This is a genomic window from Curtobacterium sp. MMLR14_006, assembly GCF_001864985.1.
In the GTDB taxonomy this organism is placed as follows: Bacteria; Actinomycetota; Actinomycetes; order Actinomycetales; family Microbacteriaceae; genus Curtobacterium.
On record NZ_MJGU01000023.1, the window covers coordinates 139,239 to 166,104 of the forward strand.

Consider the following 26,866-nt stretch of genomic DNA (forward strand, 5'->3'; position numbering starts at 1 on the left):
GGCCCGGCACCGGTCACGTGGACCGGCACCGGGCCTCCCGGGTGGTGCGTCGACTACGCGCGGTGCGCGGGCGGGTGCCCCGAGTCGTGCGCGTGGGCGTCGGGCTGCACCGGCAGGGCGTGGGCGCCGGTGTGGGTGTCCTCGGCGTCACGGGAACCACCGCCACGGGGACCGCCGCCGTCCGCGGTACTGCCGCGTTCGAGCTTGGCGCCCTCGACGTCGACGTCCGGCACGATGCGGTCGAGCCACTTCGGGAACCACCAGGCGCTCTTGCCGAGCAGGTGCATCGCCGCCGGGATGAGCAGCATGCGGACGACGAACGCGTCGACCAGCACACCGAACGCCAGGCCGAAGCCGATCGGCTTGATCGTGGACGAGTCCGAGAAGATGAAGCCCGCGAACACCGAGATCATGATGATCGCGGCCGCCGTGACCACCGCGCGCCCGGCGTGCAGACCGCGCTGGACCGCGACCTTCGCCGAGGCGCCGTGGGCGTAGGCCTCACGCATGCCGGACACCAGGAAGAGCTGGTAGTCCATCGCGAGCCCGAACAGGATGCCGATCTCGATGATGGGCAGGAAGCTCAGGATCGGTGCGGGGTCGTGCACACCGAACACGGAGCCGAGCCAGCCGAACTGGTAGATCGCGGTCAGGCCGCCGAAGGACGCCAGGACCGACAGGATGAAGCCGGCGGTCGCGGTGATCGGCACGAGGAACGACCGGAACACGATGATCAGGATGATCAGCGAGAGACCGACGACCACCACGAGGTAGAGCGGCAGCACGTTCGAGAGCTTCTCGGACACGTCGATGTTCGCCGAGGCGTTGCCGGCGACGCCGAGGGTGACCGTGCCGTCGTCGGTCGAGACGGTCTGCTCGCGCAGGTCCTTCACGACGTTCTCGGTCGAGATGCTGTCGGGGCCGCCGTCCGGCTTCACCTGGAAGGCGATGATGTCGCGGGCCTTCGAGGTGCCGATGGGCAGCACGGCCGCGACGTCGTCGTTCTTCGCGATCGCCTGGCCGATGGTGACCTCGGTCGCGGTGACGTCGCTCTTGCTGATCGCGTCCGGCAGGGTCGCGACGACGAGCAGCGGGCCGTTCTGGCCAGCGCCGAACTCCTGCTCGAGCGTCTTGTACGCCTTGTACTGGCTCGACTCGACGGCCTCGGACGACCCGCTCGGCAGGCCGAGGCGCATCTGGGTCGCGGGGAGGGCGATCGTGCCGAGGACGGCGACACCGGCGACGAGCGTGACGATCGCGCGCCAGGTCGACATCGGCTTGTTCGGGACCCGGGTGGAGCCCGTGTTGCCGATCTTCTCGCGCTCCTTCTTGCGCAGGATCCGCATGCCGATGAGCGACAGCAGCGCCGGCGTGAAGGACGTCGCGATGCAGATCGCGAAGAAGACCGCGACGGCGCCGACGGTGCCCATCAGGCCGAGGAACGGGATGCCCGTGATGTTCAGCGCGAGCAGGGCGACGATGACGGTCGCACCGGCGAAGACCACCGCGTTGCCGGAGGTGCCGTTCGCGAGGCCGATCGACTCGTGCACGCCCATGCCCTGCTTGAGCTGGGTGCGGTGCCGGTTCAGGATGAACAGCGAGTAGTCGATGCCGACCGCCAGGCCGAGCATCACCCCCAGCACCGGCGTGACCGAGATGAACTCGACCAGGCTCGAGAACGACAGCGAGGCGAGCGAGGCGACGCCGACGCCGAGCACGGCGGAGACGAGCGGGATCGCGGCGCCGATCACGGTGCGGAGCATGAGGAACAGCACGAGCGCGGCGATGATGACGCCGACGATCTCACCGGGTCCGAGGATCGACGGCACGCCCTGGGCGATGTCGTTCGAGACGAAGACGTCGACGCCCTCGATGTCGGCCGAGTCGGCGTCGTCCGCGATCGCGGTCTTCGTGTCCGCGGGGACCTCGTAGGTCGACTTGGTGAACTGGACGGTGCCGATCGCGGCGCTGCCGTTCGACGACACGAACCGGACGTCCTTCGACAGGTCGAGGAGCGCCGACCCCTGCTCGAGCTCGGTCGAGCTGTCGTCGAGCTTCTTCGCGTTGGCGTCGATCTTGTCCTGCGCCGCGGCGAGCTGCTGCGCACCCGCGTCGATCTGCTGCTGCTGGGCGTCGATCTGCGCCTGCGCCTGGGCGAGCTGTGCCTGCGCGGCAGCGGCGGCGGCGCCACCGGCGGCCTGCGCCTGGGCCTTCTGGGCGTCGAGCTGGTCCTGCGCGTCGGCGATCTGCTGCTTGCCGGAGGCGAGTTCCTTCTCCTGCGCGTCGAGCTGGTCCTGACCACGCTCGAGCTGCTCGCGGCCGTCGCTGATCTCCTTGCGGCCGTCGACGATCTTCTGCCGCTGCTCGTCGAGCTGGTCCTGCGTCGTGAAGCCGCTCGTCGTGCCCTTCACGCCGTCGAGCCGCTCGATCTTCGTCATGAAGTCGTCGATGTCGGACCGCTGCGCGTCCGAGAACGCCTCGCCGTCCGTCGTCTGGAAGACGATCGTCCCGTTGCCGCCGTTCGCGGACGGGAACTTGTCGGCGAGCTCGTCCTGCACCTGACTGGTCTTGGTGTTCGGGATCGAGATCGCGGACGAGATCGTGCCGGCGAACAGGGCGTAGGTGCCGCCGACGATGCCGAGGATCACGACCCAGGAGATGATCACGAGCCAGTGGCGTCGTGCCGAGAACCGTCCGAGACGGTAGAGGAGACCGGCCATGCGAGTGCCTGCGTTCCTTTCGTTGTCAGGTGCTGTGGTGCGGGGTGCGCCGGTGGACCCCTGGGGGAGGAGTGCGGGAGGTCAGTCGCCCGGCATGTACCCGCTGCGCACGCTGTGCACGAGGCGGGCGAGCAGGGCGTCCCAGTCGCTGATCGCGTCGTCGTCGAGCCGCGGCCCGGTGGTCGCGAGCCAGTGGTCGGCGATGACGACGATCCCGCTCATCAGGGACTCGACGAGCAGTGCGGCGTCGAGGGGGTCGGCGGCCGGGTAGCGACGGGCGACCTCGGCGCGGAGCCGCTCGGTCACCCGCGAGAACGCGGTCTGGGTCAGGACCGCGGCCTTCGGGTCGTCCTTGCCGGGGTCGCCGAGGATCCGGGACATGCTCGCGATGGCCGGGGCGAGGTCGGCTCCGCGGGCGGCCGACTCGAGTTCCTCGAACATCGACGCACGCGAGCCGTCGCCGACCGGGGTCCGCGCCATGTCCGCGAGGAATCGGTCGATGATGACGGAGAGCTCCTGCTCGCAGACCGCCAGCAGGACCTCGTCGAGGGAGCCGAAGTGGTTGAAGACCGTCCGCCTGGCGATGTCGGCGCGGGCGGCGAGGTCGTCGACCCCGAAGTCGCGCCCACCCCGCTCGTCGACGAGGTCGCGAGCGGCCTGCAGGATCGCCGCACGGTGCTTCGCCTTGAGGGCGGCACGACGGTCGTTCGCGATGGTCACGTCTGACGACACTAGGTGCATCGATGCACTCGGTGCACCCTCTCCGGGCGCTTTCCCGGTTTCGTACCCCGGGACGGACGGGAGGCCCGTGGCGGGCCCGCCACGGGCCTCCCGTCCGGTGCCGGGTAGCGTCGTGCGCGTGGCGACGATCGTGCTCATCAGCGGTGCTCCGGGGAGTGGCAAGACGACGCTCGCCGCGGCGCTCGCCGCCGAGCTCGGCTGGCCGCGGGTGGACCGCGACCAGCTGTACGCGGGTCTCTCGGCCGGTTCCGGGTACGACCGCGACGCGGTCGTGCCGCACGGTGTCCGGCTGTTCTGGTCGGCGACGGCGCACCTGGCGGCGGCGGGGTGCAGTGTCGTCGCGGACGCGACGCTGTACCGCGACCAGTCCGAGGCCGACGTGCGGTCGGTGCTCGTGCCCGCGGGCGACGTCCGGAACGTGCACTGCCGGTCGGCACTCGCGTCCGAACGGTTCGTCGCTCGGGGGCACCCGCGAGCGGTCAACGACCGCGTCGCCCGCAACGCGCCCCTGGTGACCGAGCCGCTCGCGCTCGGGGTCCCGCTGCTCGAGGTCGACACGACCGACGGGTACGACCCGGCGCTGCCGTCGATCGTCGGGTGGCTGCGTCCGGTCTGACGGCGCGTCAGCGCACGTCGTCGTCCCACGGCACCGGCGTCGTCTCGCCCGACTCCCAGTCGCGGCGCAGGACCCCGTAGCCGACGGAGGCGACCGCGGTGCCGCCCTCGACCGGCCAGCCCTCGCGGTAGTGCGCCTCCTTCACCCAGCCGGCGCGGACGAAGACGCGGCGCATGGCGGTGTTGTCCTCGCGGGTCTGACCCTCGAAGCGGGTGACCTCCGGCATCGTGCGGAACACGTGGTCGGTCACGGCACGCAGGGCCGGGGTGCCGAGCCCGCGCCCGCGGTGCGCGCCGGCGATGCGCAGGTCGAACAGCGGGACGGGGTCCTCGAGGTCCTCGAGCCGGACGATGCCGAGGCGGCCGTGCTCGTCGTGGTCGAGCCAGAACGTGTCGTGCTCGTCGTCGCGGTACGCCCCGGCGTCGACGGCGGCCACGGCGTCCGCCCGGCCGATGCGCCGGCGGACGTGGAACGGGAACTCTTCCGACGACAGGAAGTCGACCAGGGCGTCGCGGTCCGGGCCGGTCGGGTCGAGGCGGGTGAGTCGGACGGCGCGCTCGGTCATGCCGTCACGCTAGCGGGCGGGCAGCGTGGTCGACCAGCGCGCGATCGCGTCGTAGGCGTGCTCCCGCACGTCTGGAGCGGACAGCACGACGTCGTGCACGGCGCCGGCGAGACGGCGGACGGTGACCTCGGTGCCGAGCGAGAGCGCCCGGTGGGCCACCGTGTCGACGTTCAGGGCGACGTCGGCGTGCGCCATCCCCGGGTCCCACCGGGGCTGCAGCATGCTCTTGTCGCTCAGGAGCACGAGCACGGGGACCTCGAGCCCGAGGCCGTGCTCGACCTGTGCCTGGCCGTCGAACACGGCGGCGAGCCACCCGGGGTGCAGGGGGAACCCGCGGTCCGGACGCCACTGCTGGTCGTACGTCCACGAGCCCTCGCCGGCGGCCGACACCGTGCGCGTGTAGAACCCGGGGTCGACGGCGGGCATCGGGGCCAGGGGGTTCCGCCGGGCCCCGAGCCGGACCACAGGGGTCATCAGGGCCCGGCCGACCGCGGTCGCCTGGAACTCGAGCCACGGGCTGTTGAGCACCAGGCCGTCGACGAGGTCGCGGTGCCGGGCGGCCCAGAGCGACAGGGTGAGGCCACCGGTCGAGTGGCCCATCGGGACCAGGCGGCGACGCGTGGGGCCGGGGTGCTCGGCGGAGATCGCGTCGAGCGCCGCGGCGATGTCCTCGTCGTAGACGGCGAGGTCGGACACGTCACCGGGCGTCTGGTGCGGGCGGAGGCTCCGCCCGTACTTCCGCAGGTCGAGCGCGTGGAACCGCCCGCCGAGGCGCTCGAGCCGTTCCGCGAGCTCGACCTGGAAGAAGTAGTCCGACCAGCCGTGCACGTACAGCACGTCGACCCCGTGCAACGGGCCGCGGCCGTGCAGCAGCATGTCGGTGGGCGTGTGCCGGCGCCGGACGAGGGTGGCGACGACGGGCCCCTCGGCATCGGGGGCGAGGGGCAGTTCGAGCCGCTCGTACGGCGCCCCGAGGACGTCCTCGTGCCAGTGCTCGTCCACCATGGGGCGAGCGTATCCGGCGGCGCTCGCCGGGGTGCCCCGGCGGCGCCCCCGAGGTGTCCCGGTACCGTCCCGCCGGCATCCCCGTGCTCAGGAGGCGAGGACGACGACCTTGCCGACGACGCGTCCCACGCTCGCCTCGGCGTGCAGGGCGGGCAGCTCGGCGAGCGGGATCCGCCGGGTCACCTCGACGGTGAGCTCCCCGGCGTCGACGAGGGACACCAGCTCGGCGAGCCGGTCGCGGTCCGGCAGCACGAACACCGTCGCCGCCCGCACCGATCGGGACGCGTCGTCCGGCGTGGCCATGAACGCGGTGGTGCTGACGACCGCGCCGCCGTCACGGACGGCGGCGACGTCGGCCGCGAACTCGTCCGGGTCGATCGGCGCCAGGTTGAGGAGCACGTCGACCTGCCCGTCGATCGCGTCGAGCAGGTCGGAGGCGGTGTGGTCCACGACCTGGTCGGCGCCCGCGGCGCGGACCGCCTCGGCGCTGCGCGGGCTGGCCGTGGCGACGACGTGCACGCCGGCGCGCTTCGCGAGCTGGATCGCGTACTTGCCGACGACACCGCCGGCGCCGACGATCAGCACGCGCTGACCGGCCTGCAGACGGCCGTCGTCGAACAGCGCCTGCCACGCGGTCAGGGCGACCGACGGCAGCGCCGCGGCGTCGGCGAGGGGGATGCTCGTCGGGGCGGCGACCAGGGCCGTGGCCGGTGCGACGACGTACTCGGCCGCGCCGCCGTCCCGCTCCATCGGCAGGAACCCGACGACCGCTTCACCGACGGCGAGGTCCTCGACGCCGTCGCCGAGGGCGTCGACCGTGCCGGACACGTCGTACCCGGGGACGTGCGGCAGCTGCACCGGGATCGGCAGGAAGCCCGCGCGCATGCCGTTGTCCGCGGCGTTGAACGCGGACGCGGCGACCCGTACCCGCACCTGACCGGCGGCGGGGACCGGCAGGTCGACGTCCTCCTGTCGCAGGACCTCGGGACCGCCGACCTCGTGGAACCGTACTGCCTTCATGATGGACTCCTCGTGTCCGTTGCTTCGAGTTCGAAGCACTTGAGGAACCGTAGCACTGCTTCGAACTCGAAGCAACGGGTAGGATGGAACCGATGGACGACACGCCCCGGACCCTGACCGCCACCGAGCTCCAGGCGTACTTCGCCTTCACCGAGGTGGGCAGCCTGCTGCGGCACGCGGTCGAGCAACAGCTGCGCGACGTCGGCGGGCTGAAGTACGTGCAGTTCCAACTGCTCGCCCGGCTCGGCGACGCGCCCGCCGGCCAGCAGCGGATGACGGACCTGGCCGACGGCGTCGTCTACAGCCGCAGCGGACTGACCTACCAGGCGCAGGTGCTCGAGCAGCGCGGGCTCGTCACGCGGGCGCCGTCACCGGACGACGAACGCAGCACGGTCGTCTCGATCACCGACGACGGCCGTGCCGTGCTGGCGGCCGTGTTCCCCGGGCACGTGGAGGCGCTGCAGCAGCTGCTGTTCGCGTCGTTGTCGGACGCGGACGTCCACGACCTGGCGCGGATCCTCGGTCGGGCCGCGGAGCACCTGCGGGCGAACCCGCCCCGGTCGGCGACCCCGCGCCGCCGCGGCTGACCACCGTCGGGGGCGCGGCCGCGCCCCCGCACCGCAGCCGTCGCAGCCGCGGTCGCAGCCGCGAAGTGCTGCGCGGCGCCGCTGTCTCAGCTGCGTGGCGCCCGGGCGAAGAGCAGGGTCACGGCGGCCAGGGCGACGGCGCCGACGATGAGGACCCAGGCGACGACCGCGACCAGGCCGTCCCAGGGGCTGACGAGCAGGCCGACGCCGACCAGCAGCGCCACGACGGCCCCGACGAGGGCGAGGCGATGGGGTCGTGCGGGGTCGGTGCGTGCCACCCGACCAGCGTAGGCCCCCGGTCCGGCCCGGCGGTCTCCCAGCGGACACGCGGGCGATCCGCGGCGGAGTCCCGGCGGTCGCCCGAGCGGGGCTGGGACGCTCCACGAGCCGCACCGGACCGTGCGGCACGAGGGGGAGCAGGACGATGACGATCAGACGTGCAGGGGGAGCCGGCCTCGGCTTCGTGGGCGGCAGTGTGCTCGCCGGGTTGTTGGTCGGGGTCGGGGTGACGCCGGTCATCGCGGTGGCCGGTCTCGGTGCGACGTCGGCGATCGGGGTGTTCGAGTCGATGCCGGAGCACATCGAGATCGGGGACCTGCCGCAGCGCAACGAGATCTGGGCGTACCGCGGTGGGGAACCCGTGCACCTGACCGACGTCTGGTCCCAGGACCGCCAGCAGTTGACGCTGGACCAGATCGACGACGACCTCGAGCACGCGGCGGTGGACGGCGAGGACAAGCGCTTCTACGAGACCGGCGGTGTCGACGCGACGTCGATGGTGCGGTCACTGGTGAGCGTCGCGGCCTCCCGTGGCGAGGGCGGGTCCGGCGGGTCGACGCTCACGATGCAGCTCGTCCGCAACATCAAGATCCAGCGGGCGAGCGAGCTGCCGACGCTCGAGGAACAGACGGCCGCCTACGAGGAGGCGACGAAGCGCTCGCCGCAGCGGAAGCTCGCCGAGATGAAGCTCGCGATCGGGCTGGCGAAGCAGTACTCCAAGCAGGAGATCCTCACCGCCTACCTGAACATCGCCTACTTCGGCGACCAGACCTACGGCGTGCAGTCGGCGGCGCACCACTACTACGGCAAGTCCGCGACCGACCTGACCCCGGCCGAGGCCGCGTCGCTCATCGCGATCGTGCAGTGGCCGGAGCGCCGGGACCTCTCGACGCCGGACCACCACCGGGACAACACCGCCCGTCGCAACGTCATCCTGCGGTCGATGCACGAGCAGGGGCACCTGACCGAGGACGAGTACCGCGCCGCGCGGCAAGCCCGGCTCGCTGACCTCGTCCACCTCACCGCCCCGCAGCAGGGGTGCGCGGCGGTCGAGGCGGGCGCGGCGTACTTCTGCGACTTCGCCACGCGCATCACCGAGCGGCTCCCGCAGCTCGGGGCGACGAAGCAGCAGCGGGCGGACGCCTGGCGCACCGGCGGGTACCGGATCCAGACGACGCTCGACCTCGACCTGAACGCCCGGCACGCGCAGCTGCTCGACCAGTACGACCCGAAGACCGAGACCCGGCTGGCACTCGGCGCCACGCTCGACACCGTCGAGGCGGGGACCGGTCGCGTGCTGACGATGGCGCAGAACACCGACTACGACCGGTCGGCGCAGGCGCCGCGGACCGCGACGTCGCTCAACTACGCCGTCGACCGGGCGGACGGCGACGCGACGGGGTTCCAGACCGGCTCGACCTACAAGATGTTCACCCTGCTGGCGTGGCTCGAGTCCGGCCGGAGCCCGGACACCGTCGTCGACGGCACCCCGCACCCGCACAGTTCGTGGACGGCGTGCGGCGAACCGCTCGAGGCGTTCTGGCAGCCGAAGAACGACTCGCCCGCCCAGCGGGGTCCGTACTCGGTCCGGTCGGCGACCGCGCAGTCCGTGAACGCCGCCTACCAGTCGATGGCCGAGCAGCTCGACCTGTGCGACGTCCAACGGGTCGCGACGCGGCTCGGCGTGCACCTGGCCACCGGCGGCGAGCTCCCGTGGAACCCGGCGTCGCTGCTCGGCACCGAGAGCATCGCGCCGCTGACGATGGCCGCCGCCTACGCCGGCATCGCGAACGGCGGCTCGTACTGCGCCCCGGTCGTCGTCGACCAGGTCACCGGCCCGGACGGCACGGAGCTCGGCGGCCAGCCGCGCACCTGCTCCCAGGCCGTCTCGCCGCAGACCGCCGCCACCGCGTTCGAGGTCATGCAGGGCGCGTTCCGTGGCGGCACCGCTGCGGGCGGCCAGACACCGGACGGCACGACCCTGTTCGGGAAGACCGGCACCACCGACGCGGCCGACCAGATCTGGCTGGTCGGCGGCAGCTCGCGCGCGGTGACGGCGTACTGGCAGGGCAACACCGACGGTGCGAAGCACAACCTGCGCTCGTACTTGAACGGCCAGGGCGACACCTACGCCGGCGCCAGGGCCTCGGTGTGGCGCGAGGCGCAGACGGCCGTGAACGCCGCACTCCCGACGGGGTGAGGCGGTCGGCCGCGGTCATCCGACCGTGGGTGCCGGATCATCCGCCCGGACGATCCGGCACCGCACCGGCCCGGCGTAGCGTCGGTGCTCCGACACACCCGAAGGAGCACCAGATGGCCCACCTCGCCGTGCTGACCGCACTGATCGTCCTCGACGTCGTCGCACTCGTCCTGTGCTGGCGGTCGACCCGTCGTGGAGAGGCGACCAAGATCCTCTGGACGCTGCTCGTCGTGTTCGTCCCGGTGCTCGGTGCCGTGGGACTCCTCGTGGTCGAGGGCGTCGCCGCGACGACGCGGCGGGTGGTGCAGCACTGACGCCGGTCGCGTGCGGTGGACGCGACCACGGGACGGACGGGAGGCCCGGTGCCAGCTGGCACCGGGCCTCCCGTCCGTCACACGGGTGCGTCTAGGAGAGCTTCTCGCTGTCGTCCAGCCAGCCCGCGAGCTGCGTCATGTAGTCGGCCTGCGAGGCGTAGTCGAGCGCCGGGAAGGTCCAGCTGTGCACCTGGCCGGCCTGCAGTGCCGCGTTGTCGGCGAAGGTCGGCTGCTTCTCGAGGTCGGCGACCTGGTAGCCCTGCTGCGACAGCAGCAGCACGTCGCCGCTGATCTGTCCGGCGTTCTCCCACGAGTAGATGCCCCAGTAGAAGCCCTTCGGCTTCGGGTCGACGAAGTCGACGCCGAACGACCGGTACATCTGCAGCGTCGGCTCGTCGGCCGGTCGCGTGACGTAGGCGCCGTCGCCGTCGGCGTACATCGACACGACCGACAGGTCGTGTTCGTCCGCCGCACGGGACAGCGCCTGCTCGGCGGTGTCGAAGCGCTTCTCGGCCGCGTCGACGGTCGCCTCGTCGGCACCGAGCGACTCGGACAGGTCGGCGATGTGCTCGATGACGTCCTCGCCCTTGCCGCCCCACTCGACGGTGGCGACGGGTGCGATGGCCTCGACCTGCTCCTGCTGCTCCTTGTCCTTGAAGCCGTACGAGGGCTGCGTGGCGTCGAGCGTGCCCTTCTCGTCGGTCGGGTAGACCGAGGTCACGACGAGGTCCGGCTTGAGCGCGGCGAGCTGCTCGAGGTCGATGTCCCCGTAGGCCGTGCCGAGCTGCGTGATGCCGTCGGTGTCGAGGTCGTCGAACCGGGCGTCCTTCGTCATCGGCTGCTGGCCGAACGTGCCGACGGGGTGCAGACCGTACTCGACGAACGAGATCGCGATGTCGTTCAGGGCCACGATGCGCTTCGGCGTGTGGTCGACCTTCACGGTGGTGCCGGTGGCGTCCTTGTACGACCAAGCGCTGGACGAGCCGGTGCCGCCGTCGGCGCGGTCGTCGTCCGACCCGGTGCCGGAGCAGCCGGTGAGGACGAGGGCCGAGACGGCCACGGAGGTCAGGAGGGCGGCGCGGAGGGAGTGCTTCACGTTAGGAGAGGCTAACCTAAGTCGCGGTCGGCCGCCAGTGCCTGCCGGTCGTGCTCGTCGGCTTCGGGGACGATCATCGGTGCACCCGTCACCGGGTCTGCGAGGACCCGAGCGTGCAACCCGAAGGCGTGCTCGAGCAGCGCCGGCGTGAGCACCTCGGCCGGCGGCCCGTCGGCGGCCACACCGCCGTCGTGCAGCACGACGAGCCGGTCCGAGTAGCGCGCCGCGAGCGACAGGTCGTGCAGCACCATGACGACGGTCGAACCCTGCTCGCGGTTCAGGCGACGCACGAGCCGGAGGACCTCGAGCTGGTGCGCGAGGTCGAGGTACGTCGTCGGCTCGTCGAGCAGCAGCGTCTGCGCCTGCTGCGCCACGACGAGCGCGATCCACGCGCGCTGCCGCTGCCCGCCGGACAGGCTCGCGACGTCGCGGTGGGCCACCTCGGTCAACCCGGTCGCCGCGATCGCCTGCTCGGCGACGGCGGCGTCCTCGGCGGTCCACGGCTTCGCCCACGACTGGTGCGGGTTCCGACCGCGCATCACCAGGTCGAGCACGCTCGTGCCGGCCGGTGCGACGGGGGACTGCGGCAGGATCGCGAGCTTGCGGGCGACCTGCCGGTTCGGCTCGCGGCGGATGGGCGCGCCGTCGAGCAGCACCTCGCCCGCCTGCGGCTTGAGCACGCGGCCGAACGCCTTGAGCAGCGTCGACTTGCCGCAGCCGTTCGCGCCGAGGAAGGTGGTCACGGTGCCGCGTTCGATGCGCAGGTCCAGGTCGGTGAGCACGGCGTGGCGGTCGTAGCCGACGGACAGGCCGCGCGCCTCGAGCACCGGCGGGGTCGGGTGTCCGCGCGGGGCGGTCGCTTCCGTGGTGGTCGCGGTCGTGGCGCCGGTGGTGGTCGCGGTCGCGTTCGTGGCGGCGGTGGTGGTCGTGCTGGTTCCACCTGTGGTGGTCATCGGGACATCTCCTTGCGGTGACGGACGAGGAGCCAGATCAGGTACGGGGCCCCGATCACGGTCGTGACGATGCCGACCGGCACCTGCCACGGGAAGGCCGAGCGGGACACCAGGTCGGCGGCCAGCACGAGCAGCGCGCCGAGCATGCCGGCGAGCAGGAGGGGCGGGCGGTTCGTCCGGGCCAGCCGGAGTCCGACCTGCGGCACCACGAACGCGACGAAACCGACCGGACCGGCCGCCGCGACCGCCGCCGCGGTCAGCACCACCGCGAGCGCGATCACCAGCAGCCGGTGTCGCTGCACGCCGAGGCCGACCCCGGTCGCGACGTCGTCGCCGAGCTGTCCGATCCCGAGCGCCGCGCTCGTCGCCAGGGCGAGCGGCACCGCGACCGCGGCGACCACGAGCAGCGGCCAGAGGCTCGACCAGGACGTGCTCGACAGACTGCCGACGAGCCACTGCGAGGCGGCCGCCGCCGCCGTGATCTTGGCCCGCACGAGCAGGTAGCTGGTGACGGCGTCGAGCGTGGCCCCGACGCCGATCCCGACGAGCACGAGCCGGTAGCTCTGCACGCCGCCGCGCCAGCCGAGCCCGTACACGACGGCGGCGGCGACGAGCGCGCCGATCGTCGCCGCGACCGGGATCCCCGCGCCGAGCACCGAGGACGACACCGAGTAGGTGCCGCCGCCGAGCACCACCGCGGCGACCGCGCCGACGCTCGCGCCCGAGGTGACGCCGATGATGTCCGGCGTGCCGAGCGGGTTGCGGGTGAAGGTCTGCGTCAGCGCACCGGCGACGCCGAGCGTCAGGCCGACGAGCGCGCCGGTGAGCACCCGCGGCAGCCGCAGCGTCGTGACGATGAAGCCCTCGGGGCCGGACTCGAGTCCGAGCAGCGACCGCACCACCACGCCGGGGGTGATCCACGTCGAGCCGATCGCCACGCCGAGCACGACGAGCACGAGCACGGCGACGATCGACGCGACCGTCCAGGCCAGGACGCGGGGGCGCCAGGCGAGCCCGACCGGGCCGATGCGGACGCCGGCGCGGGGGCGGTCGCCGGGGGTGCGGGCGGCGGTGCTGGTGCTGGTGGTCGTGCTGGCGCTGGTGCCGGTGGTGGCGCCTGCGGTGGCGCTGGCGCTGGCGTTTTTGCTGTTGCCGGCGCTGGTGCTGGTGCTGGTGCTGGTGCCGGCGCTGGTGCTGGTGTTGGCGCTGGTGCTCGCGCTGCTGCTCGGCGCGCTCACAGCGACACCAGCGATCGACGACGGGCGACGGCGACGAACACGGGGCCGCCGATGACGGCGAGCACGATGCCGACCTCGACCTCGGAGAACCCGCCCACCAGGCGCCCGACCACGTCCGCGAACAGCACGAGGGCGGCGCCGACCAGCGCGGACACCGGCAGGGTCCACCGGTGGCCGGTGCCGACGAGCGCCCGGGCCACGTGCGGGACCGTCAGGCCGACGAACCCGATCGGCCCGGCCGCCGCGGTCGCCCCGGCGGCGAGCAGCGTGATCCCGCCCAGGCCGACGAGCCGCGCGACCAGGACGTCCTCGCCGAGGCCCCGCGCCAGGTCCGAGCCGAGCCCGAGGGCGTCGAGCGCCCGGGTGTTCCACACCGCGAGCACGAGCCCGACCAGCAGGAACGGCCAGACCGCCCCGAGCACGTCGAGCTGCCGGGCCGCGAGCGAGCCGACGACCCACAGGCGGTAGGCGTCGAGCGAGTCCTGGTCGGTGAGCACCACGAAGGACGTCAACGCGCCGAGCAGCGCGGACACCGCGGCGCCCGCCAGGGCCAGGGGGACCGGGCTGGCCGTGCCGCTGCCCGCGATCGTCACCGAGAAGACCACCACGCTCGCCACCATCGCGCCGGCCAGCGCGAACCAGACGGTCGCGCCGGTGCTCGTGACGCCGAAGACGTACACGCCGAGGACCACCGCGAGTCCGGCTCCGGCCGACACCCCGAACAGGCCGGGGTCGGCGAGGGGGTTGCGGGTGTGGCCCTGCATGAGCAGCCCGGCGATGCCGAGTGCCGCACCGACGGCCGCCCCGATGAGCGTGCGGGGGATGCGGGACCCCCAGACGATCGCCTCGTCGGTGCCCGAGCCGGTCCGTGTCAGCCCGGCGAGCACCTGGTCGACGCCGATCCGGTTGCTGCCGAGCAGCATGCTCGCCACCGCGACGAGCGCGAGCACCCCGACGAGTCCGACGACGACGGCGGTGCGACGGCGGACGGCGGAGCGGTGCACCCCGAGGGCGGCGGGCACGTCGCGCGTCGGTGCTCCCGGGTCGGGAGCCAGAGCGGGGGAGGGGGCTGGCACGGAGATCATCTTAGGTTAGCCTTGCCTCATGGCGAAGACCCCGCGGCTCCTGCCCCAGAACCCCCGGCTCTTCCGCGCCCGTGTCCTGCGGAGCGAGCGCCTGACGCCGTCGGTGCAGCGCGTCACCGTCACCGGCGACGACCTGCACGAGTTCCCGTTCCTCGGCTTCGACCACTGGTTCCGCCTGTTCGTGCAGCGCCCCGACCAGGACCGCTTCCAGATGCCGGACCTCGACGGCACGAAGTGGTGGCCGACCTTCCTCGCCATCCCCGAGGACGTCCGCCCGCACTGCGCGAACTACACCGTCGCCGGCTACCGACACCGGTCCGACGGCACCGCCGAGCTCGACGTCGACTTCGTCGTCCACACGACCGCCGACGGCGAGCCCGAGGGGCGCGCGGCCATCTGGGCCTGCGCCGCCCGTCCCGGTGACGAGCTCGCCCTGCTCGACCAGGGCTGCATCTTCGACGCACCGACCGACGCCACCGAGGTCATCATCGCCGCCGAGGAGACCGGCCTGCCCGCCGTCGTCGGCATCGCGGCCTCGCTGCCCCGCGACACCGTCGGGCACATCGTGCAGGAGGTCCCGACCGCCGCCGACGTCCGCCGCCTCGACGCCCCCGCCGGCGTCCGCGTGACGTGGCTCGTCCGCGACGAGGTCGACCCGGGCGCGGTGCCCGGCCGTGCGGCGCTCGCCACCCTCCAGCGCATCGTGCCGACCGACGACCGGGGCTACGCGTTCGTGGTCGGCGAGTCCGGCCTCGCCACCGAGGGGCGCCGCCACCTGCACCGCGCCGGCCTGCCGAAGACCCGGATCACGTTCTCCGGCTTCTGGAAGCGCGAGGCCCGCGAACCCGTCCCGGCCTGAGGCGTGGTTGGCTTGCCCCATGGGGATCCGTGGGGTGGGCGTCGTCGGTGCGGTCGTGGCAGCGGTGCTGCTCGTGACGGGGTGCTCCGTCACCGGTGACGCACCCGCGCCGAACCGGACGGAGGCCGCACGGGCGACGCCGACCGCCACGCCGACCCCGACTCCGACGCCCACCGCGACCCGTCCGGCGATCGCGAGCCCGGCCGAGCGCACCGTCACCGCGGGGCGGGTCGCCGACGGCTCGAGCGCCTCGGCCTCCGGCAGCGGGGACGCGAACGTCGCGTTCACGAGCTCCGGGCCGATCGCGGTCGTCGTCGAACTCGACTGCTCGGCCTGCACCGGCACGGCGACCGTCACCGCGCCCGGCAGGATGTCGCCGTTCGGCCGGGCCTCCGCGCCGCTGCGGGCGTCCTTCCTGACCGGGGTGCTGTCGTCCGACGGCCCCGAGCAGTCGGTGATCGTCGAGGCGCGCGGCTCGTGGTCGGTGACGCTCCGCAGCTGGAACGACCTGCCCCTGGTCAGCGGGGCGCAGTCCGGCAAGGGACCGGCCGTGCTGTTCTTCTCGGACGACGTGTCGCACGTGACGGTCGACTACCGCCCGGCCGGCTCCGGCGACTCGTTCTCCGGCCGCGTGTTCACGACCTCGGGTCGGCCGCAGCTGTTCGGCGACTCCGGGGCCTTCGCGAGGTCGTACGACGTCGACCTGCCGGGCGTCATGGCGATCCAGACCAACGGCACGTGGACGGTCACCCCGACGCCCTGACCGCGTGCAGTGGGCGTCCTGCCCGCGTTCCTTCCCATCGCGCGCGGCGTTGGAAGCGGTTTCGCGCGTGGGAGGTCGTTCCTTCCGGCTGCTTACGCGCGTTTCTGCTGCTCATGCGCGGAACTGCTGCCGCGGGCGCGCAGCGCGAGCGCGAGATGGACAGGAGGCCCGTGGCGGTGTCGCCACGGGCCTCCCGTCCCACGTTCCTTCCCATCGCGCTCGGCGTGGGAAGCCGTTCCGCGCGTAGGGGGTCGTTCCTTCCGGCTGCCCACGCGCGGAGCTGCTGCCGACGCGCGGAACTGCTGCCGGGGGAGCCCAGCGTGCGCGAGACGCACTGGAGGCCCGTGGCGGTGTCGCCACGGGCCTCCCGTCCCACGTTCCTTCCCATCGCGCCCGGCGTGGGAGGGCTTTTCGCGCGTGGGAGGTCCTTCTTTCCGGCTGCCGACGCGCGATTCCGCCTCCGACGCGCGGAACTGCTGTGGGGGCACCCGGCGAGTGCCCGGGACGGGCGGGAGGCCCGTGGCGGTGTCGCCACGGGCCTCCCGTCCCACGTTCCTTCCCATCGCGCCCGGCGTGGGAAGCCTTTTCGCGCGTGGGAGGTCTTTGTTTCCGGCTGCCGACGCGCGATTCTGCTTCCGACGCGCGGTTCCGCCTCCCACGCGCGGAACTGCGCCGGGCCCGCGTCAGCCCTTGAGGCCGGAGCCGGTCACGCCCTCCACGATCTGCCGCTGGAAGATCAGGTAGAGGACGATCAGCGGCAGCGCGGCGAGGATGGCACCCGCCTGGATGTCGGCGTAGCGCTGGCCGAAGCTGCCCTGGACCGTGGCGAGCCCGACCGGGATCGTCATCAGGTCGGGGTTCGACAGCACGAACAGCGGCAGCAGCAGGTTGTTCCACACACCGACGAAGGTCAGGATCGTCACCGCTGCGATGACCGGACGGGACAGCGGCAGGATGACCGACCAGTAGACCTTCCAGATGCTCGCGCCGTCGATGCGCGCTGCCTCCTCCAGCTCCTTCGGGATGCCGTCGAAGAACTGCTTGAAGATGAACACCGCGATCACGGCGGGCACCTGCGGGAAGATCACCGACCAGTAGGTGTTGAGCAGCCCGACGGCGTTGAGCTCCTGGAAGATCGGGATGATCAGCACCTGGGTCGGGATCATGATGCCGAGGATGATCAGCAGGAACGCGACGTTCCGCCCGCGGAACACCAGTCGGGACAGCGCGAAGGCCGCCATCGAGGCGAACAGCACGGTGAGCACCGCGGTCACGATGCTCGTGATGGCGCTGGCGAGGTACCAGTTCCAGATGTCGCCGGCCTGGAACAGCGACGCGTACGAGTGCAGCGTCGGGTTCCAGTTCGACAGGATCGCGTTCGCGCCGAGTGCGGCGACGCCGTTGTCGGACAACGACGTCTTCAGGGCGAACACGCTCGGGATCAGCCAGATGATCGCGAAGACCGTCAGGACGATGCCCGAGGCGATCGAGAAGCCGCGGCCGCTGACGCCGATCTTCGCGGCGCTCGTCGGCGCGGCGGAGGAGACGCCGGTGCGGAGCTTCCGGCCTGTGGTGATGCTCTCGGTGGCGGTCATGTCAGGCCCCGATCTCTCGCTTGGCGGCAGCGCGCTCGACGAGCTGCCGGATGACCGCGATCGCCACGATCACGATGAACAGGAGGACCGACGCGGCCGACGCGGCACCGAGTCGGTTGTCGGTGAAGCCGACGCCGGTGATGAGCTGCAGCGAGACCTGGGTGGAGATGCCCGGCCCGCCGTTCGTCATCAGGTAGACCTGGTCGAAGATCTTCAGGCTCGCGATGATCTGCAGCAGGATGACCAGGGTCGTCGTGCGGCCGAGCAGCGGCAGGGTGATCGACTTGATCTGCTGCCAGTTCGACGCACCGTCCACGGCCGCCGCCTCGTACAGCTCGCGCGGGATCTCCTGCAGGCCGGCCAGGTAGAGCACGAAGTTGAACCCGAGGGTCCACCAGATGGTCGCGATCGCGACGCCGATCATCGCGGTGTTCGGGCTCGACAGCATGCCCGAGCCGGGCGTCATGCCGATCGCCGACTGCAGGCTCGCCCACAGACCGGTCGCCGGCGTGAAGATGAACACCCAGATGAGCGAGATCGTCGCGGACGGCAGGATGAACGGCAGGAAGAACGCCAGGCGGAAGAACCACTGGCCGCGGTTCATCCGGTTCGTCAGCACGGCGAACACGAACGCCAGGACGACGAGCGGCGGGGTCGTGTACAGCGTGAACTGCAGGGTGTGCCAGAGCGACGACCAGAAGTCGCTGCGACCGAGCATCTCGGCGTAGTTCGCCAGCCCGGCGAAGCTGCCGAGCCCGGTGCGGACGGTCGAGGTGTTGAAGAAGCTCGTGACGATCATCCAGATCGTCGGGCCGAGCAGGAAGGCCACGTAGAACAGGCCGAACGGGGCGAGGAACAGCCAGCCGCTGCGGCCCTGGCCGCGGTTCACGCTGGAGCCGTAGGTGCGGTTCCGACGGGGACGGGGCGCGGTGGTCGCGTCCGTCGGCCGGTCGAGGACAGGTGCTGTGGTCACGTCATCGTGCCTTTCGCGCGGTGTTCACGGCGTTCACGTGCCCGGTCACAGCGGGCTCGGGGTGTTGAGGTAGGTCGCGAGCTGCGACTTGATGGCCCGGAGGGCCTGGGCGGGCGACGAGCTGCCCTGCTGCACGAGTGCGAGCTGTGCGCCGACGGTGCCCTCGAACGTCGAGCCGGACCCGCCGTACCAGGCGGGGTCGTCGAACACGGCGGTCTCGGCGGCCGCCGCGTAGTTCGACTGCGGCTTGAGCTCCTTGTAGGCGGTGCTGTCGAAGGTCGGGATGTAGGCGGGGACGTGCCCGCCCTCCGCCCACGTCAGGCTCTGCTCGAGCATCTGCTTGATGAAGAGCATGTGCTGCTTGCGCTGCTCGGGCGTGCGCGCCTTCTTCGGCAGCACGAAGGTGTGCGAGTCGGCCTGGGTCGCCGGCTTGTCGTAGAGCTGGGGGATCGGCACCATGCCGAACTGCAGGCCCTTGATCGACTGTGCGGTGCTGATCTCCCACTCGCCCTGCATGAAGAAGCCGGCCTTGCCGTCGAACATGAGCGACTGCGCGGTGGCGTAGTCGAGGGCCTTGTTGAGCCAGCCCTCCTTCACCCACTTCTGGGTGCGGCTCGTGACCTCGTTGTACGCGTCCTCGTTGACGGTGAGCTTCCCGCCGCCGTCGCTGATGAACGGGGTCGCGCCCTCGATCTGGTTGTACATCGTCCAGAAGAACCGCCACGGGGTGGCCGTCTCGGGCACGACGTTCGCGACGTTGAGCGCCGTCCCGCCGGTGACCTTCGCGACCGCGGCGAGGGCCTTCTCGAAGTTCTCCATGCCGTTCAGGTCGACGAGGTTCCCGTCGCCGTCGATGAGGCCCGCCTTCTTGCAGACGTCGACGTTGTAGAAGAGCACGAACGGGTGCGTGTCGAGCGGGATCGCGATGTTCTTGCCGTCGGTCTTCTGCGCCGTCCAGGCCTTCTGGTTGAAGTCGGCCGCGCTCAGCCCGACGCTCGCCAGGTCGTCCGAGGTGATCGGGTCGAGCAGGTCGCCGTCCCAGAGCGGCTTCGCCCGGGTCAGGTGGGCGACCGCGACGTCCGGCGGCTTGTTCCCGACGGTCGCCAGTGTCAGCTTCGAGTAGTACGGGTTGCCCCACGCGAACGTGGTGGCCTGCAGGGCGCTCGACCCGCCGTGCTGCTCGGCGTAGCCGTCCTCCATCGACTGCATGCGGACGCCGTCGCCGCCGCCGAACAGGTTCCAGAAGACGAGCGTCTCCGGGTTCAGTGCGCTGCCGGCGAGACCGGCGGCGAGGGGGCTCGAACAGGCGGCGAGCGGCAGCACGGTGGCGGCTGCTGCTCCGGCGGCGAGGAACCCGCGACGCGACAGGCGCGACGCGGGGGTTGCGGATGGGTTCGGCATGGCATCACTCCAGCGGGACGGGCCGATCCGGGGGCGAGGGGTGACGCTCCCGGCGGAGCAACGCTGCTCCGTGAGCGCTCACATTACTCATCAGCGGCGATGACCACCACCCCTTCCGCGGGGCCGTCGGACCCGGTAGCGTTTCCGACAGGTGAGCGCTCACTTTCGTGACGCACCGTCTCGCAATCCCGTGCTCGCCGCACCACGCACCACCGGCACGACCCGCCACACGATCAAAGGAGATCCATGCCCCGCACACACCTCGTCCTGGACGCAGCGTTCACCGTGGGGCCGGTGCGACGTCGCCTCTTCGGCGGCTTCGTCGAGCACCTCGGCCGGCACGTCTACGACGGCATCCACGAGCCCGCGCACGAGACCGCCGACGACCAGGGCTTCCGCAAGGACGTCGTCGAGCTCGTCAAGGAGCTCGGCGTCTCGACCATCCGCTACCCCGGCGGCAACTTCGTCTCCGGCTACAAGTGGGAGGACGGCGTCGGCCCGGTCGAGCAGCGGCCGAAGCGCCTCGACCTCGCGTGGCACTCGACCGAGACGAACGAGGTCGGTCTCCACGAGTTCCAGCACTGGCTCGACCTGGTCGGCTCGGAGCTCATGCTCGCGGTCAACCTCGGTACCCGCGGCACGCAGGAGGCGATCGAGCTCCTCGAGTACGCGAACATCGACGCCGGCACGGCACTGTCCGAGTACCGCCGGTCGAACGGCCGGACCGAGCCCTTCGGCATCTCGATGTGGTGCCTCGGCAACGAGATGGACGGCCCGTGGCAGCTCGGCCACAAGAACGCCGAGGACTACGGCAAGCTCGCCGCCATGACCGCCAAGGCCATGCGGCAGATCCAGCCCGACCTCGAGCTCGTCGCCTGCGGTTCCTCCGGAGCGTCGATGCCGACGTTCGGCGAGTGGGAGCGCACCGTCCTCGAGCACACCTACGACGACGTGGACTACATCTCGGCGCACGCCTACTACGAGGAGGGCGACGACGTGCCCTCGTTCCTGGCCTCCGGCGTCAACATGGACCACTTCATCAAGACGGTCACCACCGCGGCCGACCACGTGCAGGCGCAGAAGAAGTCCGACAAGCGCATCGACATCTCGTTCGACGAGTGGAACGTCTGGTCGATCACGAAGTGGGAGGCCAAGGCCAAGACCTTCACGCTCGACGAGTGGCCGGTCGCCCCCCGCCTGCTCGAGGACGTCTACACCGTCGCCGACGCCGTCGTGGTCGGCGGGCTGCTCATCTCGCTGCTCCGGCACGCGGACCGGGTGGCCTCGGCCTCGCTCGCGCAGCTCGTCAACGTCATCGGGCCGATCATGACCGAGCCCGGCGGACCGGCGTGGCGCCAGACGACGTTCTTCCCGTTCTCGCTGACCTCGCGGCTCGCCCACGGCACGTCGCTGCAGGTGAAGACCTCCGGTGACACCGTCGACGGCGGCAAGTACGGCGAGGTCCCGGTCGTGGACTCGGCCGCCACCCTGTCCGAGGACGGCGCCGCGGTGTTCCTGGTGAACCGCCACCCGTCCGAGTCGACCACCGTCACGATCGACCTCGCCGGGCTCGGCGTCCAGGGCGACGTGCGGGCGGAGGGCGTCTGGGACGACGACATCCACGCCGTGAACGACCTGCAGGACACCTCGCGCGTCGGTCTCCGCACGAACGAGACCGTCCGCCGCGAGGGCGACACCGTGACGATCGAGCTGCCGCCGGTCTCCTGGACCGCCGTGTCGATCGGCTGAGACGCCTCGGCGCACGCTGCGGCGGGCGTCGAGTGAGCACAGGGGACGTCGGGCGCGCTGCGCTCGGCGTCCCTTGCTCGTGCGGGTGCGGTGCGTCGACGGGGACCGCGGCCGTGGGGCCGCCGACCTCGTGGGTCCTCGCCCCCTACGATGAGCGCAGGACGAAGGGGGAAGCGTGTTCGCACAGCTGAGTGGAGGGCACGTCGTCGTGTCCCTCGTGTTCCTGCTGCTCGAGGCGGCGACGCTCGTGCTGCTCTGGCGCGACCGCACCCGGTCACGGCTCGCGAAGACGGTGTGGACCGTCGTGGTGCTCGCGATCCCCGGCATCGGGATGCTGGGCTTCCTGGTCAACTGGGCGCTGGGCCGTCTCGTCGCCCGCCTCGACCGGTCCGGCGACGCCGCCTGACCTGCCGGCGGACCCGGGGCCCTCGTCGTCGGCTGTGCCGTCACGAGGGACCAGCACGGGCCGCCCGACCGGCGCCGCTCATCGGGCAGCCCCGTCCGACGTGGCTAGGCCGGCGGTGGCGCCGTGCTCGACCGCTCGACCAACCGCACCGGCACCAGGTCGGGGGCGGCGGACCCGGACGCACCGTCGATCTGGCCGAGCAGGTTGGCGACGGCCCGGCGGCCGACCTCGTCGAAGGACTGGTGCACCGTGGTGAGCGGCGGCCAGAACGAGTCGGACTCGGGGGAGTCGTCGAACCCCACCACGCTGAGCGACGAGGGGACGGGGCGACCGACCTCGTGCGCGGCGCGGAGCACGCCGAGCGCCGTCTGGTCGTTCGCGGCGAACACGGCGGTGATCTCCGGACGTGCGGCGATCTCGCGGCCGGCCACGTACCCGTGGTCGGCCGTCCAGTCGCCGTGGAAGACCGGCGGGACGACCCGGCCGGCGCGCGACAGCGTGTCCTGCCACGCGGCGAGTCGTCGGGCGGCGGAGTAGGACGAGGTCGGTCCGGCGACGTGCCAGACGGTCTCGTGGCCGAGGTCGAGCAGGTGCTGCGTCGCCTGGCGGGCGCCGTCGGCCTGGTCGGTGTCGATCGCTGGGCGGTCGGTGCTGCCCGTGGAGTCGACGACCACCATGGGCACGCCGTCGGGCAGGACGACCTCGGCGGTGTCGATGATGTGCGACTCGATGATGATCACGACGCCGTCGACGGCTTGTTCGTGCAGGCGTGAGAAGGCGGAGCGGACGCCCTCTTCCGTGCGCGATGCCATCGGCAGCAGCGTGATGGTGAAGTCCGCGGCGCCGGCGGCGTCGGCGATGGCCTCGAGGGTGCGCATGTTGCCGAAGGACGCGAGCGTGAACATGATCACGCCGATCGTGCGGAACCGGCCGGAGCGCAGGGCCCTGGCAGCGCGGTTCGGGCGGTAGCCCAGGTCGTCCATCACCCGCTGCACGCGGTCACGGGTGTCCGGGCTGACGTTGTCGAAGCCGCGGGCGACGCGGGACACGGTCTGCATGGAGACCCCGGCGGCGTCGGCGACGGCGGCCATCGAGGGGGCGCGCCGGGTGCCGGCAGGGGTCTCGGTGGTCACGGTCGCAGTCCTTCGGGAGCGGGGCGGTGGTGCGTGGTCTCCCCGGACGCTAGCGCATGTTGACGTTGCCATGCTATCGTCGCGACGGTCGATGTTGACGTCAACATCCGGAGGGTGCCCGCGCGGTCCGCGCGACCCCGACGTGACGTCGACCACCAGCACGCAGCAGACGAAGGAGTCACATGAGCACGCTCGCAGCGCGCCCCGGCGGAGCAGCCGCAGCGCAGCCGGCAGCGCCCCGGCCCACCCGCCGGCGCCCCAGGCCGCGGGGACGGTTCACCGGTTGGCTGTTCGTCGGCCCCTTCGTCGTCGTCCTCGTCCTCATGCTCATCGTCCCGATCGGGTACGCGCTCTGGCTCAGCCTGTTCCGCGACCAGCTCATCGGCGGCAACCAGTTCGTCTGGTTCGCCAACTACGTGCAGCTCTTCCAGGACGCCAAGTTCTGGTCCGGCTTCGGTCGGGTCGCGATCTTCCTGGTCGTCCAGGTGCCGATCATGCTCGGCCTCGCGCTCGTCGCCGCCCTCGCGCTCGACAGCGCACGGCTCTGGGGCACGTCGTTCTTCCGCATCGCGGTCTTCCTGCCCTACGCCGTCCCCGGTGTCGTCGCGGCCCTCATCTGGGGCTTCATCTACGGCAACCAGTTCGGTCTGACCGGCGCCGCGAACGACGCGCTCGGCATCGACCTGCTGCAGCCGTTCAGCCCGAGCTGGGTCCTGACGTCGATCGGCAACGTCGTCACGTGGGAGTTCCTCGGCTACAACATGCTGATCTTCTACGCGGCCCTCCGCACGGTCCCCGGCGAGCTGTACGAAGCGGCCGAGCTCGACGGCGCCGGCCCCCTGCGCACGGTGTTCTCGATCAAGCTCCCCGCGCTCCGCGGCCCGATGGTCATCGCCACGATCTTCTCGATCATCGGCAGCTTCCAGCTCTTCAACGAGCCGAACCTGCTCAAGACGCTCGCCCCGAACGTCATCGGCAGCGCCTTCACCCCGAACATGTACGCCTACTCGCTGTCCTTCAGCGGCCAGCAGTTCAACTACTCCGCCACGGTCGCGATCGTGATGGGCGTGATCACCGCCGTGATCGCCTACGTCGTCCAGGTCCGCGGAACCCGCCAGGAGAACCGATGAGCACCATCCAGCACCCCGCGACCGGCGCCGCCGGACCGGCCACGGTCACCGAGGCGACCACGACGCAGCGCGACCCGCGCACCCGCTCGACCCGCGCCTCCCGGAAGGCCGAGCGGAAGGCCGAGCTGCACGTCGACGGACGCAAGCCGAAGCGTTCCGGCCTGCTGACCGCGGTCATGGTCGTCTTCGTCGTGTACTCGTTCGCGCCGCTGTTCTACCTGCTCGTCAACAGCACGAAGACGCAGGCGTCGCTGCTCTCGACGTTCGGCCTCTGGTTCGGCGGGGACTTCAACCTCTGGCAGAACATCGTCGACACGCTGACGTACAACGACGGCATCTTCCTGCAGTGGTTCGGCAACACGCTGCTGTACGTCGTGGTCGGCGCCGGCGGGGCCACCCTGCTCGCCACCGTCGCCGGCTACGGCATGGCGAAGTTCCAGTTCCCCGGTCGCCGCGCGGTCTTCGCCGTCGTCCTCGGTGCCATCGCGGTCCCCGGCACGGCCCTGGCGGTCCCGACGTTCCTGCTGTTCTCGCAGGTCGGCCTGACCAACACCCCGTGGGCGATCATCCTGCCCTCGCTCATCAGCCCGTTCGGCATGTACCTGATCTGGACGTACGCGGTCGACGCGATCCCCGCCGAACTGCTCGAGGCCGCCCGCATGGACGGCGCCGGCGAGTTCCGGATCTTCTTCACCATCGCGCTCCGGCTTCTCGCGCCCGGTGTCGTCACCGTCCTGCTGTTCGCGGTCGTCGCCACCTGGAACAACTACTTCCTGCCGCTCATCATGCTGAGCGACCCGAAGTGGTACCCGCTGACGGTCGGTCTGAACCAGTGGAACGCGCAGGCCACCGGCTCCGGTGCGCAGCCGATCTACAACCTCGTCGTCACGGGATCGCTCCTCACGATCATCCCGATCGTGGTCGCGTTCCTCTTCCTCCAGCGCTTCTGGCAGTCCGGCCTCGCGGCCGGCTCCGTCAAGGCCTGATCCGTCGGACGGGAGGCCCGGGGCGACCCCGCCACGCGCCTCCCGACCCGGCACACAGCAGCTCCACCCCCTCTCCACGAAGAAGTGAAAGGCACCCCATGAACAAGCGTCTCCGGCGCGGGCTCAGCGCCCTCGCCATCGGCGTCACCGCCGCCATCGCCCTGTCCGCGTGCGCGTCGGGCGGCTCCGGCTCCGGCGGCTCGGCCGACGACATCGACAAGGCCCTGCAGGACGGTGGCACCCTGACCTACTGGTCGTGGACCCCGTCCGCCAAGGCCCAGGTCGCGGCCTTCGAGGACCAGTACCCCAAGGTGAAGGTCAAGCTCGTCAACGCCGGCACCGGCGCCGACCAGTACACGAAGCTGCAGAACACGATCAAGGCCGGCTCGGGTGCCCCCGACGTCGCCCAGGTCGAGTACTACGCCCTGCCGCAGTTCGCCCTGTCCGAGTCGCTGCTCGACCTCGAGCCCTATGGGTTCGACTCGCTGGAGAAGGACTTCGCCAAGAGCACCTGGAGCTCGGTCACGGTCGACGACAAGGTCTACGGCTTGCCGCAGGACTCCGGCCCCATGGCGCTGTTCTACAACAAGAAGGTCTTCGACGAGTACGACCTCGCCGTGCCGAAGACGTGGGACGAGTACGTCACCGCGGCGAAGAAGCTCCACGAGGCCGACCCGAACGCCTACATCGCGGCGGACTCCGGCGACGCCGGCTTCACCACGAGCATGATCGCCCAGGCCGGCGGCACCCCGTTCACCACCGACGGCGACAAGGTCACGATCAACCTGCAGGACGAGGGCTCGAAGAAGTGGACGAGCACCTGGAACGAGCTCGTCGAGCAGGGCCTGCTCTCGCAGACGGTCGGCTGGACCGACGACTGGTACAAGCAGCTCGGCAACGGTGAGATCGCCACGATGATCACCGGCGCGTGGATGCCCGGCAACCTGGAGTCCGGCGTCGCCCAGGCCTCGGGCGACTGGCGCGTCGCCCCGATGCCGACCTACGACGGCGGCACCGCCCAGACCGCGAACAACGGCGGCAGCGCCGAGGTCGTCATGAAGCAGTCGAAGAACCCGGCCCTCGCCGCGGGCTTCCTCAAGTGGCTCAACTCGTCGAAGGAATCGACGAAGGTCTTCATGGAGTCCGGCGGCTTCCCGTCGACCACCGCCGACCTCGACTCGACCGCGTTCCTGGACGAGAAGCCGGAGTACTTCGGCGGCCAGCAGATCAACAAGGTGCTCGTCGACGCGTCGAAGTCCTCGGACAACGACTTCACGTACCTGCCGTACCAGGTGTACGCGAACAGCGTCTACGCCGACACCGTCGGCCAGGCGTACCAGAACGGCACCTCGCTCGACGCCGGCCTCGAGGCCTGGCAGAAGGCCCTCGCGAAGTACGGCGAGGACCAGGGCTTCACGGTCTCGACCAAGTAGTCCCCGGTACCCCCGCGGG

Annotated in this window: 25 protein-coding genes; 11 read left to right on the forward strand and 14 right to left on the reverse strand. The window is 71.4% G+C overall.

Going from position 1 to position 26,866, the window contains the following annotated elements:
• Positions 1 to 53: 53 nt before the first annotated feature.
• Both BIU94_RS12425 and BIU94_RS17455 read right to left on the reverse strand, forming a co-directional pair.
• Positions 54 to 2,720: an MMPL family transporter gene (locus tag BIU94_RS12425; RefSeq protein ID WP_071260702.1), complete on the reverse strand. Its 2,667-nt coding sequence runs from the start codon at positions 2,718 to 2,720 to the stop codon at positions 54 to 56.
• Positions 2,721 to 2,801: 81 nt separating this feature from the next.
• Complete coding sequence (locus BIU94_RS17455; protein WP_175472219.1) at positions 2,802 to 3,440, reverse strand: TetR/AcrR family transcriptional regulator; 639 nt, start codon at positions 3,438 to 3,440, stop codon at positions 2,802 to 2,804.
• A gap of 139 nt (positions 3,441 to 3,579) precedes the next feature.
• Here BIU94_RS17455 and BIU94_RS17850 point away from each other — a divergent pair, with 139 nt between their 5' ends.
• Positions 3,580 to 4,077, forward strand: coding sequence for an AAA family ATPase (locus BIU94_RS17850; protein WP_175472220.1), 498 nt, complete (start codon positions 3,580 to 3,582; stop codon positions 4,075 to 4,077).
• A 7-nt stretch (positions 4,078 to 4,084) separates the two neighbouring features.
• On the opposite strand, the gene BIU94_RS12440 is transcribed toward BIU94_RS17850, so the two are convergent.
• The 3 genes from BIU94_RS12440 to BIU94_RS12450 form a co-directional block, all read right to left on the reverse strand.
• Entirely contained in the window at positions 4,085 to 4,642 is a 558-nt protein-coding gene (locus tag BIU94_RS12440; RefSeq protein WP_071260710.1) for a GNAT family N-acetyltransferase, read from the reverse strand.
• Between the two features lie 9 nt (positions 4,643 to 4,651).
• Positions 4,652 to 5,647: an alpha/beta hydrolase gene (locus BIU94_RS12445; protein ID WP_071260712.1), complete on the reverse strand. Its 996-nt coding sequence runs from the start codon at positions 5,645 to 5,647 to the stop codon at positions 4,652 to 4,654.
• Between the two features lie 87 nt (positions 5,648 to 5,734).
• Entirely contained in the window at positions 5,735 to 6,667 is a 933-nt protein-coding gene (locus BIU94_RS12450) for an NADP-dependent oxidoreductase (RefSeq protein WP_071260714.1), read from the reverse strand.
• A 92-nt stretch (positions 6,668 to 6,759) separates the two neighbouring features.
• On the opposite strand from BIU94_RS12450, the gene BIU94_RS12455 reads away from it, so the two are divergent.
• Entirely contained in the window at positions 6,760 to 7,254 is a 495-nt protein-coding gene (locus BIU94_RS12455; RefSeq protein ID WP_071260717.1) for a MarR family winged helix-turn-helix transcriptional regulator, read from the forward strand.
• An 86-nt stretch (positions 7,255 to 7,340) separates the two neighbouring features.
• On the opposite strand, the gene BIU94_RS12460 is transcribed toward BIU94_RS12455, so the two are convergent.
• Positions 7,341 to 7,532 (reverse strand): hypothetical protein, encoded by a 192-nt coding sequence (locus BIU94_RS12460; protein ID WP_071260719.1) that lies wholly within the window; start codon positions 7,530 to 7,532, stop codon positions 7,341 to 7,343.
• Between the two features lie 146 nt (positions 7,533 to 7,678).
• On the opposite strand from BIU94_RS12460, the gene BIU94_RS12465 reads away from it, so the two are divergent.
• Together BIU94_RS12465 and BIU94_RS12470 are read left to right on the forward strand one after the other, a co-directional pair.
• Positions 7,679 to 9,733 carry a transglycosylase domain-containing protein gene (locus BIU94_RS12465; protein ID WP_254784812.1) on the forward strand — a complete coding sequence of 685 codons (2,055 nt, stop codon included), beginning with the start codon at positions 7,679 to 7,681 and terminating at the stop codon, positions 9,731 to 9,733.
• Positions 9,734 to 9,846: 113 nt separating this feature from the next.
• A complete protein-coding gene (locus tag BIU94_RS12470; protein WP_071260723.1) occupies positions 9,847 to 10,047 on the forward strand; it encodes a PLDc N-terminal domain-containing protein in 201 nt (66 codons plus the stop codon).
• A gap of 91 nt (positions 10,048 to 10,138) precedes the next feature.
• On the opposite strand, the gene BIU94_RS12475 is transcribed toward BIU94_RS12470, so the two are convergent.
• The 4 genes from BIU94_RS12475 to BIU94_RS12490 are packed head-to-tail and all read right to left on the reverse strand — an operon-like array spanning position 10,139 to position 14,419.
• Complete coding sequence (locus BIU94_RS12475; RefSeq protein WP_071260725.1) at positions 10,139 to 11,143, reverse strand: ABC transporter substrate-binding protein; 1,005 nt, start codon at positions 11,141 to 11,143, stop codon at positions 10,139 to 10,141.
• Positions 11,144 to 11,154: 11 nt separating this feature from the next.
• Complete coding sequence (locus tag BIU94_RS12480; protein ID WP_254784813.1) at positions 11,155 to 12,096, reverse strand: ABC transporter ATP-binding protein; 942 nt, start codon at positions 12,094 to 12,096, stop codon at positions 11,155 to 11,157.
• Positions 12,093 to 13,334 (reverse strand): iron chelate uptake ABC transporter family permease subunit, encoded by a 1,242-nt coding sequence (locus BIU94_RS12485; RefSeq protein WP_083404805.1) that lies wholly within the window; start codon positions 13,332 to 13,334, stop codon positions 12,093 to 12,095. The genes BIU94_RS12480 and BIU94_RS12485 overlap by 4 nt, the downstream gene beginning before the upstream one ends.
• Positions 13,331 to 14,419, reverse strand: coding sequence for an iron ABC transporter permease (locus BIU94_RS12490; protein WP_083404806.1), 1,089 nt, complete (start codon positions 14,417 to 14,419; stop codon positions 13,331 to 13,333). The genes BIU94_RS12485 and BIU94_RS12490 overlap by 4 nt, the downstream gene beginning before the upstream one ends.
• Before the next feature lie 19 nt (positions 14,420 to 14,438).
• Between BIU94_RS12490 and BIU94_RS12495 the strand changes: the two genes are divergently transcribed.
• Together BIU94_RS12495 and BIU94_RS12500 are read left to right on the forward strand one after the other, a co-directional pair.
• Positions 14,439 to 15,278, forward strand: a complete 840-nt coding sequence (locus BIU94_RS12495; RefSeq protein ID WP_071260727.1) for a siderophore-interacting protein — start codon at positions 14,439 to 14,441, stop codon at positions 15,276 to 15,278.
• A 19-nt stretch (positions 15,279 to 15,297) separates the two neighbouring features.
• Positions 15,298 to 16,041 (forward strand): hypothetical protein, encoded by a 744-nt coding sequence (locus tag BIU94_RS12500; RefSeq protein WP_071290564.1) that lies wholly within the window; start codon positions 15,298 to 15,300, stop codon positions 16,039 to 16,041.
• Positions 16,042 to 16,724: 683 nt separating this feature from the next.
• On the opposite strand, the gene BIU94_RS12505 is transcribed toward BIU94_RS12500, so the two are convergent.
• The 3 genes from BIU94_RS12505 to BIU94_RS12515 are packed head-to-tail and all read right to left on the reverse strand — an operon-like array spanning position 16,725 to position 20,010.
• Complete coding sequence (locus BIU94_RS12505; RefSeq protein WP_071260731.1) at positions 16,725 to 17,636, reverse strand: carbohydrate ABC transporter permease; 912 nt, start codon at positions 17,634 to 17,636, stop codon at positions 16,725 to 16,727.
• 1 nt (position 17,637) lies between these two features.
• The gene (locus tag BIU94_RS12510; protein ID WP_071260733.1) at positions 17,638 to 18,609 is read right to left on the reverse strand and encodes a carbohydrate ABC transporter permease; all 972 of its coding nucleotides are present in this window, start codon (positions 18,607 to 18,609) and stop codon (positions 17,638 to 17,640) included.
• A gap of 45 nt (positions 18,610 to 18,654) precedes the next feature.
• The gene (locus BIU94_RS12515; protein WP_071260735.1) at positions 18,655 to 20,010 is read right to left on the reverse strand and encodes an extracellular solute-binding protein; all 1,356 of its coding nucleotides are present in this window, start codon (positions 20,008 to 20,010) and stop codon (positions 18,655 to 18,657) included.
• 246 nt (positions 20,011 to 20,256) lie between these two features.
• Here BIU94_RS12515 and BIU94_RS12520 point away from each other — a divergent pair, with 246 nt between their 5' ends.
• Both BIU94_RS12520 and BIU94_RS12525 read left to right on the forward strand, forming a co-directional pair.
• Positions 20,257 to 21,759, forward strand: coding sequence for an alpha-N-arabinofuranosidase (locus BIU94_RS12520; protein WP_071260737.1), 1,503 nt, complete (start codon positions 20,257 to 20,259; stop codon positions 21,757 to 21,759).
• A 175-nt stretch (positions 21,760 to 21,934) separates the two neighbouring features.
• On the forward strand, positions 21,935 to 22,165 hold the full coding sequence (locus BIU94_RS12525; RefSeq protein ID WP_071260739.1) for a PLDc N-terminal domain-containing protein: 231 nt from the start codon (positions 21,935 to 21,937) through the stop codon (positions 22,163 to 22,165).
• Positions 22,166 to 22,269: 104 nt separating this feature from the next.
• Here BIU94_RS12525 and BIU94_RS12530 read toward each other — a convergent pair whose 3' ends face one another.
• Entirely contained in the window at positions 22,270 to 23,298 is a 1,029-nt protein-coding gene (locus BIU94_RS12530) for a LacI family DNA-binding transcriptional regulator (RefSeq protein ID WP_139196391.1), read from the reverse strand.
• A 182-nt stretch (positions 23,299 to 23,480) separates the two neighbouring features.
• Here BIU94_RS12530 and BIU94_RS12535 point away from each other — a divergent pair, with 182 nt between their 5' ends.
• The 3 genes from BIU94_RS12535 to BIU94_RS12545 all read left to right on the forward strand — a co-directional run bounded on the left by BIU94_RS12535 (position 23,481) and on the right by BIU94_RS12545 (position 26,847).
• Complete coding sequence (locus tag BIU94_RS12535) at positions 23,481 to 24,428, forward strand: carbohydrate ABC transporter permease (RefSeq protein ID WP_071260741.1); 948 nt, start codon at positions 23,481 to 23,483, stop codon at positions 24,426 to 24,428.
• A complete protein-coding gene (locus tag BIU94_RS12540; protein WP_217639509.1) occupies positions 24,425 to 25,414 on the forward strand; it encodes a carbohydrate ABC transporter permease in 990 nt (329 codons plus the stop codon). Before BIU94_RS12535 ends, BIU94_RS12540 begins: the two co-directional genes overlap by 4 nt.
• 98 nt (positions 25,415 to 25,512) lie before the next feature.
• Entirely contained in the window at positions 25,513 to 26,847 is a 1,335-nt protein-coding gene (locus BIU94_RS12545) for a sugar ABC transporter substrate-binding protein (protein WP_071260743.1), read from the forward strand.
• The last annotated feature ends 19 nt before the right edge of the window (positions 26,848 to 26,866 follow it).

Excerpts from the sequence above, each read along its gene's own strand:
- BIU94_RS12465 (WP_254784812.1), top strand. The coding sequence starts at position 7,679 with ATGACGATCAGACGTGCAGGGGGAGCCGGCCTCGGCTTCGTGGGCGGC.
- BIU94_RS12495 (WP_071260727.1), top strand. The coding sequence starts at position 14,439 with ATGGCGAAGACCCCGCGGCTCCTGCCCCAGAACCCCCGGCTCTTCCGC.
- BIU94_RS12500 (WP_071290564.1), top strand. The coding sequence starts at position 15,298 with ATGGGGATCCGTGGGGTGGGCGTCGTCGGTGCGGTCGTGGCAGCGGTG.
- BIU94_RS12455 (WP_071260717.1), top strand. The coding sequence starts at position 6,760 with ATGGACGACACGCCCCGGACCCTGACCGCCACCGAGCTCCAGGCGTAC.
- BIU94_RS12515 (WP_071260735.1), bottom strand. The coding sequence starts at position 20,010 with ATGCCGAACCCATCCGCAACCCCCGCGTCGCGCCTGTCGCGTCGCGGG.
- BIU94_RS12540 (WP_217639509.1), top strand. The coding sequence starts at position 24,425 with ATGAGCACCATCCAGCACCCCGCGACCGGCGCCGCCGGACCGGCCACG.
- BIU94_RS12545 (WP_071260743.1), top strand. The coding sequence starts at position 25,513 with ATGAACAAGCGTCTCCGGCGCGGGCTCAGCGCCCTCGCCATCGGCGTC.
- BIU94_RS12480 (WP_254784813.1), bottom strand. The coding sequence starts at position 12,096 with ATGACCACCACAGGTGGAACCAGCACGACCACCACCGCCGCCACGAAC.
- BIU94_RS12425 (WP_071260702.1), bottom strand. The coding sequence starts at position 2,720 with ATGGCCGGTCTCCTCTACCGTCTCGGACGGTTCTCGGCACGACGCCAC.
- BIU94_RS12520 (WP_071260737.1), top strand. The coding sequence starts at position 20,257 with ATGCCCCGCACACACCTCGTCCTGGACGCAGCGTTCACCGTGGGGCCG.
- BIU94_RS12535 (WP_071260741.1), top strand. The coding sequence starts at position 23,481 with ATGAGCACGCTCGCAGCGCGCCCCGGCGGAGCAGCCGCAGCGCAGCCG.
- BIU94_RS12450 (WP_071260714.1), bottom strand. The coding sequence starts at position 6,667 with ATGAAGGCAGTACGGTTCCACGAGGTCGGCGGTCCCGAGGTCCTGCGA.
- BIU94_RS12490 (WP_083404806.1), bottom strand. The coding sequence starts at position 14,419 with ATGATCTCCGTGCCAGCCCCCTCCCCCGCTCTGGCTCCCGACCCGGGA.
- BIU94_RS12440 (WP_071260710.1), bottom strand. The coding sequence starts at position 4,642 with ATGACCGAGCGCGCCGTCCGACTCACCCGCCTCGACCCGACCGGCCCG.
- BIU94_RS12505 (WP_071260731.1), bottom strand. The coding sequence starts at position 17,636 with ATGACCGCCACCGAGAGCATCACCACAGGCCGGAAGCTCCGCACCGGC.
- BIU94_RS12470 (WP_071260723.1), top strand. The coding sequence starts at position 9,847 with ATGGCCCACCTCGCCGTGCTGACCGCACTGATCGTCCTCGACGTCGTC.
- BIU94_RS12445 (WP_071260712.1), bottom strand. The coding sequence starts at position 5,647 with ATGGTGGACGAGCACTGGCACGAGGACGTCCTCGGGGCGCCGTACGAG.